Source organism: Streptomyces sp. NPDC102360, assembly GCF_044766085.1.
Classification (GTDB): Bacteria; Actinomycetota; Actinomycetes; order Streptomycetales; family Streptomycetaceae; genus Streptomyces.
Map to the genome: position 1 here is coordinate 151,255 of NZ_JBIWLG010000016.1, position 7,707 is coordinate 158,961.

The following is a 7,707-nucleotide window of genomic DNA, read 5'->3' on the forward strand; positions in this document are numbered from 1 at the left end:
CAGTCGGCTGTCGTTTCCGTCGCCGTCAGCCGGCCCAGACGTCCTCGACGTAGCGACCGGCGCCGATCATGTCGCTCAACCAGGCGGTGGCGTCCTCGTCGCTCGCGCCGGTGTGCTCACGGTGGACGGCCATGAAGGCCTCCCGCACCGCAGGGGCCATGCGGCGGCCGTCGCCGCAGATGTAGACCCGGCCGCCTGCCTCCAGGGCGGCCCAGACCTCGTCGCTCTCACGGGCGATCCGGTCCTGGACGAAGCGGGCCCCCTCAACGGGCGCGTGCATGAAGGTGGGTCGCATGCTGACGGCTCCCGCCGCCTCGGCCGCCTCGAAGTCCTCCCTGTGGAGGTAGTCCACGTCGGGGTGGTCGCAGCCGAAGTAGCACAGCAGGGTGCCGGTCGAGCCGGTGTGGTGCCGGTCGAGGACGGCGCCGCGGAACGGTGCGACGCCGGTGCCCGCACTCACCAGGATCACGGGGACGGAGGTGTCCTCCGGGAGGCGGAAGGACTCGCTGCACGGCAGCACTCGGGCCTGCACCGTGTCACCTGCCTGGATCGTCTGCACGTAGTGCGAGGCGATGCCCTGGAAGGTGCCCTCGCCGCCACGGTGGGGCGCCGCGAGCAGCGAGACCATGAGGTCGACCTCGCCCGGCCGGGCGGCCGGGGACGAGGAGACCGAGTAGTGGCGGGGGCGCCGGACCGGCAGCAGTTCGAGGAAGTGCTCGAAGGGCAGCTCGCAGGCGCGGTAGCGCTCGAGCAGATCCAGGACGCTGGTCCCGGCGACGGTCACCTGCTCCCGGAACGCCCCCTCGTCCGCCGAGGCGAGCCGGTCCAGCGGCTGCTTCTCCGGCGGGCACGGGGTGTGCTCGACGAGCACGGCGATCTGCTCCTGCGTCGCGGCGTCCTGGAGTTCGACGAAGTCGGTCAGCAGGCGGCGCAGCGTCAGCGGCCGGTCGACGGGCAGCGCGTTCCGGCTGCGGCGGCGGGCGCGCAGCCGGACCGTGCGGTCCAGGTCCAGGCCGAAGCGGTCGGCGACCCGCTGCACCAGTTCCTCCGGGTTACTCGGAAGCAGTGCGAGGTGGTCGGCGGTGCGGTAGGTGACACCCTCGGGCAGCCGCAGCCTCAAGAAGCGCTTGGAGCGGCCGAGTTCGTGGTCCGTGTCGACGAGTTCGTACGCCTCGACGACCTCCATCGGCAGGACGCCGTGGCGGTCGGCGAGGCCGCCGATGACCGAGTCGGTGGTGTCCTGCAGTTCGTACAGGCCCTCCCCGTCGTCGTCCGTCCCGGTGGCCGTGGCGGCGCCCTCCACCGCCTCGCCGTACTGGTCGAGCAGCGCGGTCCACAGGTCGGTCGTCCACCGGTCCACTGTGCCCGCGAAGTCCCCGGAGGCGTCGGCGGCTCCGCGAGCCAGGAGACGGGTGGCGCCGGCCGCCGCGAGACTCTCGTCGATGAGCGTGGGCACCCTCTGGTACGTGGCCGCCCAGTTGCGGTCGCCGACGCCGAGGACGGCGTACTGGAGGCCGTCGAGCGAACCGGGCTCCAGGCCCTCCAGCCAGGCGACGAACTCGGCCGCGTCGTCGGTGGGACGGCCGTTGTACGAGGCGGCCACGATCACCACCGGCCCCTCGGTGTCCAGGAGTTGGCCTGCGCGGTCGTCGAGGGAGGCCACGGACGCGGTGAAGCCGTGGTCCTCGCCGTCGACGCCGAGGTCGCGGGCGACGCCTGCGCAGGTGCCGAGGTTGGAGCCGTGCAGCAGGGTGAGCGCGGTACCCGGGGCGCGCCGGACCGTGGCCGTCGCGTCCCGCCCTCCCGTGTCCTCACTCGCGGCAGCGGGCTTCCTGCGCTCGTCGCTCGTGCGGCGGGCAAGGCCGAGGGTGAACCCGTCGGGCTTGATGGTGAGCGACAACTTGATCTTCAGCTGGTAGCCGGTCTCGTCGAGCAGCCGGTAGCGGTGCACCAGGAGGCCGAGGAGCAGGGTGGCCTCGTGCAGGGCGAACTGCCGCCCGATGCAGGCGCGTTCACCGTTGCCGAACGGCTTGAAGAGGTGGACCGAGCGGGCTTCCTCACGCTCGGGCGAGAAGCGGTCGGGGTCGAAGAGCTCGACGTTCTCGCCCCAGGCCGGGTCGCGGTGGAGCGCGGGGGTCACCACCATCAGCGACTCGCCCTTGCCGACGGCGTACTTGCCTCCGATGACCGTGTCCTCGATGGGCTCCACCCCGAAGCCCGGCGCGGTCGGCCACAGCCGGAGGCTCTCGTTGAGCACCTGACGGATATAGGTGAGCTTTCCGATGTCCCCATAGTCGGGCTCGGGGTTCTCCGTGTCGCCCCACAGGGCGTCCACCTCGGCCTGAGCCCGCTTCAGCACCTCGGGGTGCTGCGTGAGGTAGTGGAGCGCGAAGGAGAGGGCACCACTGGTGGTCTCGTGACCGGCGATGAGGAACGTGATCACCTGGTGGCGGATGTTCACGTCGTCCAGCGGCTCGCCCGTCACCGGGTCCTTCGTGTGCAGCATCATGCCGAGGAGGTCGTCGGTGCTCGTGTCGCCGGACGCCCGGCGCCTGCGAATGACGTCGTCGACCAGGTCGGTCATCAACTCCGCGTCCTTGCGGAACTGTTGGGCCTGCTTGGGCTTGAAGAACTCCGCACCCGGAATGGACTCGCCCTTCTCCTGCGTGAAGTGCAGGGCGCGGCCCATCGCCTCGACGAAGGGGTGCAGGTCGCTCCGGCGGAACGACTCGAAGTCGTAGCCGAAGCCGCACAGGCCGATCGTGTCGAAGGTCAGCCGGGTCATGTCGTCGGGCACGTCCACCGGCTGCACTCCGGCAAGCCGGTCCCACTTGCCGATGAGGGAACGGGCGACCTTGAGCATCGTCCCGTGGTAGCCGCGCATCGCGCCCAGCGAGAACGCCGGCATCAGGACGTCGTGCGCCTTGCGCCAGTTCGGCTCGTGGTTGAAGGCGGTGAACAGTCCGTCGCCGGCGATCTGCCGGATCTCGACCAGCTCGCTGTGCACGTTCTTGCGGAACCTGCCCTCGTCGGCCAGTTCCTCGACCAGCTCCAGGCCGCCCACGATGACCATCTCGGTCCCGAAGACACGTTGCTTGTACACCGGCCCGAGCTCCTTCACCTCCTTGATCACATGGGTCAGGAATTCGACCCCTCCGGGGAGGTTCAGCGCATGGCCGACCAGAGGGAGCGAGGGGCGCTCCGGGATGGCGTGAGTCCCGCGGGCGGACATCTGAGTCATGAACGTGCCTTTCGTTGCGCACCAGCAGTCGCTTGGCGACCAACATACAGGCGACCTTGTCACTTGCTCATGTCGAGTGACAGTATCGATCGACACAGTCGATCGAGGGAACTAAAGAGGCGCGACGAACGTAGCCCAGGATCGGCTTGACAGGCGTTCTCGTCAGTCGACACGGTTGAGCGACTTGAGCAAGCGACCACGTTGCTGCACGGACTCGTCGCCTGCGTACTTCCCCAGAATCGAGGGCCCCACCATGAGCACCATGCTGGCCGGACGACTCCGTCTGGACACCCGTACCTTCGCCGTCGAGGAGGTTCCGATCCCGGTCCCCGGCCCGGGTGAGGTCCTGGTCGAGGTACGCGCCGCCGGCGTCTGCCTGTCCGACGTCCACCTGATCGACGGCAGCCTGAGCCCCTTCTTCCCCGTCGAAGCGGTCACCAGGGCGGGCGCCGTGACCCTCGGCCACGAGGTCGCAGGCGTCGTCCACACCCTCGGCCCGGACATGAAGGGCAGCTGGACGCCCGGGCAGCGCGTGGTCCTCCAGGCCGGCGAGGCATGCGGCGACTGCACGGGCTGCCTGCGCAGGATGATGTGCCAGCGCCCCCTCACGCGCGGCCTGGACTACGACGGCGGCTGGGCCCAGTACGCGATCGCCCGCGAGGGCACGCTGCTCCCGATACCGCACGACCTGCCCTTCGACCAGGCGGCGATCATCCCCGACGCGGTCTCCACCCCGTACGCCGCGATCGTGGGAACGGGTGCCGTCCGCCCCGCACAGGCCGTCGGTATCTGGGGAGCAGGCGGCCTGGGCGCGCACGCCGTGCGGCTCGCCCGGATGGTCGGAGCGGCCCCGATCATCGCGATCGACCCCTTGCGGTCCGCCCGCGAGCGGGCCCTCGCCTTCGGTGCGGACTTCGCGCTCGACCCGCTCACGCCGCACTTCGCGGAGGCGATTCAGGAGGCGACCGCCGGGCGCGGCCTCGACGTCGCGTTCGACTTCGCCGGGGTGGGGCCGGCCCGCGCCCAAGCCGCGTCGGTGCTCGGCCCGTTCGGTTCGCTCGTGCTCGCGGGGCTCACCCCGGAGCCGGTCACGATCGCCGACAGCATCGGCTTCTGCTTCAACGTCAACCAGGTCAGGGGCCATTACGGCTCCGAGCCCGAGCACGTGGAGCAGCTCGTCGGCCTGGCCTCGGCCGGGCGGATCGACCTGGCTCCCTCCATCACCGCCCACGTGCCACTGGCCGAGGCGGCGGAGGCGGTCGCGCGCCTGGAGAGCAAGGCCGGAGACCCGATCCGCCTGGTGCTCACCCCCTGAGACGCGCCCTTCCCGGTGCCTGACGACCTGGCGGCACCGGGAGGGGCGTCAGGCTCAGTCGAGGGCCGAGACCATGCTGGCCACGGTGACGGTGTTGAAGACGAACGCGATGACCGAGTTGACCATCACCGTCCGCCGCATCTCCCGAGAGGTCACGTTGACGTCGGTCGTGCCGAACGTCGTCATGACGGACAGCGCGAAGTAGACGTGGTCGGCCCAGACCGCGGGCTCCTCGCCCGGGAACTCCAGGGCCCGTTCCTCCTCCATCAGGTTGTCGGCCTGAAAGGCCACGGCGAAGGACACGGCGACGCAGATCCAGGCGACCGCCACCAGTACGAGCGCCACCGCTGCCCGGGGAGCGGGGCCGAACCCTGAGCCGATGTGCCCGGGAAGCCACACCACCGCCACCAGCAGCGCGGCGGCCGCGATGAAGATCGAGACCCCGGGTCCCGGCGCCGTCCCGTACACGTAGCGCTGGAGTGTGGTGCCCCGGCTCTCCCTGACGGCCCAGGTGCGCAGCCGCTCGGGGGACGCGGTCGAGAAGGCGACCGACGTGACCAACAGGTACGGGAACAGGTACGCGAGCATCACCAGCACGCATACGTCCGTACCGGAGGTCTGTACCCGGCCTCCGTCGAGTACGAGCAGAACCGCCGTGGTGCCCGCGGCGATGAAGGCGCCCGTCACCGAGCGGCGGCGTTCCGAGAGCCACTGGTCCTTCCGGTGTCGCCGGGCCGCGGCGGGCGTCACCGGGGCGCGGTCCGTTCCGCGCGAGCGAAGGCCAGGTGCATGATGCGCTGCCAACTGACGGGCGGCGGGATCTCCGAGACCCCCGGCCGGTCTCGCGGCACCAGGACCCGCAGCGCGCCCCGGCGCAGGGTGCAGACCACCGGAGTGGGCATCCGCAGCGCCTCTCCGTCCACGGCGACGGGGATGTCGTCCGCGCCTGCGACGGTCACCTCGACCCGCTCGGCGCTCATCACGGTCAGGGCGGAGGACTGCGAGCCCCGCACGGCGAGGTCGGCGGCCTGTCCCGCGTCCTCCACCCGGATCCCGAGCACTCCCAACCGGCCGTCGTCGAGCCGGGGCCTGCGGCCTGCGCCACTGACCTCGTCGGGGGACGCATACGGATTGTTGCTGACGAGCACGGCCTGCTGCGACGAGAGCGGCGTGCCGTCGATGCGCGCGTCGAGCCGTCGCACTCCTTCGCCGAGCAGCAGGTTGGGCAAGAGGTTGAACGCGGTGCCGGTCTTGTCGTCGCGGTACTCGGGCCGCTGCACGACGTCGGCGTAGACCCCGAAGGACACCGTGTTGACGAACGGCCGGCCCGAGACGTCGCCGAGGTCGATCCGCAGCTCCTCGCCGTCGGTCAGCGCGTCGAGGCAGCGTGAGGGATCGGCGCGGTCGAGCCCCAGGTCCATGGCGAAGTGGTTACGGGTGCCGGCGGAGACGACGAGGAACGGCAGGCCGTGCTCGGCGGCGACCGCCGCGACCAGGGCTTGGGTACCGTCGCCGCCCGCGACGCCGAGCAGGTCCGCGCCTTCCGCCACGGCCTGCCGGGCAAGTGCCGCGACATCGGCCGGAACGGCCGGGTCGAGCAGGATCACCTGCGCTCCCAGCTCTTGAGCCCGCTCGACCAGTCCGAAGCGGCCGACCTTCCCGCCGCCCGACTTCGGATTCATGATCAGAACAGGCCGCCGAGCACGGGCCGCCGGCACCGCCCGCACCGAACGCTTCCGGTTCGACCTGCGCAACGCCGCCCGCGCACAGGCGAGTGTCACGGCCCAACAAAGGATCAGGGCCAGGGCGGTCAGCCACAGTCCGTCGTACGCCAGGAGCACCAGGACGGCGGCTGCAGGGGAGCACCTCGACGAATCGGCCAGGCGAGCAATACCCAGGCCTTCAGCGCTTTGGATCGATGCAAAGGGTCGGGTGACGTCAGAGGGTTGCGTGCCTCAATTCAACGATCTGCACGGGGTGTTGGGGCACACTTGGCCTGTGGCTGACGAACACTCACCCCTCACCGCTGCTGAACAGCTCCTCGCGGATCGCCTCCGCGAAGCGATGCGCCTCCTCCAAACTTCACTGCGCGAAGCGGGGGACTCCGCCGCTGGCTCGCCATCGGTGCGAACCGTACTGGCCCTGACAAGGCAAGCCATACAGGAGGTGGGATCGGAGTTCCGAGGGCAGGTTCTCGATGACCGGCTTGCGGAGGCCCTTCGCAAGCTCAGTGCCGTTGTGAGCAGCTTGGAGGTGCTCTACGGGGCGCCAATTGCCGCGTCCGGCGCACCCCTGGAGGAGGATTGGGGCGCGGAGCGTGGCCTCTCCGGGTGGGGAGGCACCGAGGGGTGGAGAAGTATCGAGAGCGCCGATGCGGCGCTCAAGCGCGCGGCCGAGCCCGAGATCGTCAACGAAATCCTGGCCGGCGGGGCCGTGGCCGCCTCGTTTACTGCTGCGGCCAGCGTTGCCAAGGCGAAGCTAGAGGCGACCACACAGCGCCGGAAGAACGACCTCGACGCCGAGACGGAGCGGCTCAGGATCGCGTCGGAGGAACGCATCGCTGGCTTCCAGGCCATGTCGGGGCAGGTCGAGCCGGAGGCGCCGAGCCCAGACGAGGCGTGAGCCCGAGCCGGCGACCCTCGACGGGGGTGTTGACAAGGACCGCCGGAGCTTAGGTGAGGCCAGCCCCACGCCCCACGTAACTCCCAGACAGGGGCATCCGGCCTCGCCTTGACCGTAGCAAGCCAGCCGCGGAGCTGTGCGGCGAGTGCGGAGATACCGACGGCTCAGGCGGCCTGCGCCGTCGGCCGGCCACTCAGCCATCGGAGCCAAGTTCAGGAAACGGTTCCGTGGCACTTCGGTGTCCATCACAATCACTTGGGTGATCGAAGGACTCTTGGCCGTGCTCGGCGCACTGGTCGGTGCGGCCGACGCCTGGATCGCCGCTCTTATCGCCGGCAAGGCTTCGCGCTATCAGGCCGAGCCGACGATGACGTCCCGTCGAGGACACCGTTGGTGAATTCCCCGGGTGCTACGTGGGTCGGATTCGGGTGAATCGTGAGGTCCTCGTGGTGGCGAGTGGGGTGTCAGTGAGCCAGGCGTCGGTGCGGATGAAGTTGAGGGCTGCTGCGGTCAGTACGTGCTGGAAGCG

The 7,707-nt window shown here is 70.2% G+C and carries 5 protein-coding genes and 1 pseudogene; 3 read left to right on the forward strand and 3 right to left on the reverse strand.

Annotated elements, in window-relative coordinates; genetic code table 11:
• Positions 1 to 25: 25 nt before the first annotated feature.
• Positions 26 to 3,241 (reverse strand): bifunctional cytochrome P450/NADPH--P450 reductase, encoded by a 3,216-nt coding sequence (locus tag ACIRHA_RS39160; protein ID WP_403855915.1) that lies wholly within the window; start codon positions 3,239 to 3,241, stop codon positions 26 to 28.
• A 253-nt stretch (positions 3,242 to 3,494) separates the two neighbouring features.
• Between ACIRHA_RS39160 and ACIRHA_RS39165 the strand changes: the two genes are divergently transcribed.
• Positions 3,495 to 4,556: a zinc-binding dehydrogenase gene (locus tag ACIRHA_RS39165; RefSeq protein WP_403855917.1), complete on the forward strand. Its 1,062-nt coding sequence runs from the start codon at positions 3,495 to 3,497 to the stop codon at positions 4,554 to 4,556.
• A gap of 54 nt (positions 4,557 to 4,610) precedes the next feature.
• Here the strand turns inward: ACIRHA_RS39165 and ACIRHA_RS39170 are convergent, their stop codons facing one another.
• Positions 4,611 to 5,306: a DUF1345 domain-containing protein gene (locus tag ACIRHA_RS39170; RefSeq protein WP_403855919.1), complete on the reverse strand. Its 696-nt coding sequence runs from the start codon at positions 5,304 to 5,306 to the stop codon at positions 4,611 to 4,613.
• Positions 5,303 to 6,406 (reverse strand): annotated as a pseudogene (locus ACIRHA_RS39175) (diacylglycerol/lipid kinase family protein); the annotation flags it as partial. The gene ACIRHA_RS39170 and the pseudogene ACIRHA_RS39175, both read right to left, overlap by 4 nt.
• Positions 6,407 to 6,554: 148 nt before the next feature.
• On the opposite strand from ACIRHA_RS39175, the gene ACIRHA_RS39180 reads away from it, so the two are divergent.
• Positions 6,555 to 7,178, forward strand: a complete 624-nt coding sequence (locus ACIRHA_RS39180; protein ID WP_403855921.1) for a hypothetical protein — start codon at positions 6,555 to 6,557, stop codon at positions 7,176 to 7,178.
• Between the two features lie 259 nt (positions 7,179 to 7,437).
• Complete coding sequence (locus ACIRHA_RS39185) at positions 7,438 to 7,575, forward strand: hypothetical protein (protein ID WP_403855923.1); 138 nt, start codon at positions 7,438 to 7,440, stop codon at positions 7,573 to 7,575.
• The last annotated feature ends 132 nt before the right edge of the window (positions 7,576 to 7,707 follow it).

Bases quoted from the DNA above. Each gene is read 5' to 3' on its own strand.
- ACIRHA_RS39160 (WP_403855915.1), bottom strand. From the start codon at position 3,241: ATGACTCAGATGTCCGCCCGCGGGACTCACGCCATCCCGGAGCGCCCC.
- ACIRHA_RS39165 (WP_403855917.1), top strand. From the start codon at position 3,495: ATGAGCACCATGCTGGCCGGACGACTCCGTCTGGACACCCGTACCTTC.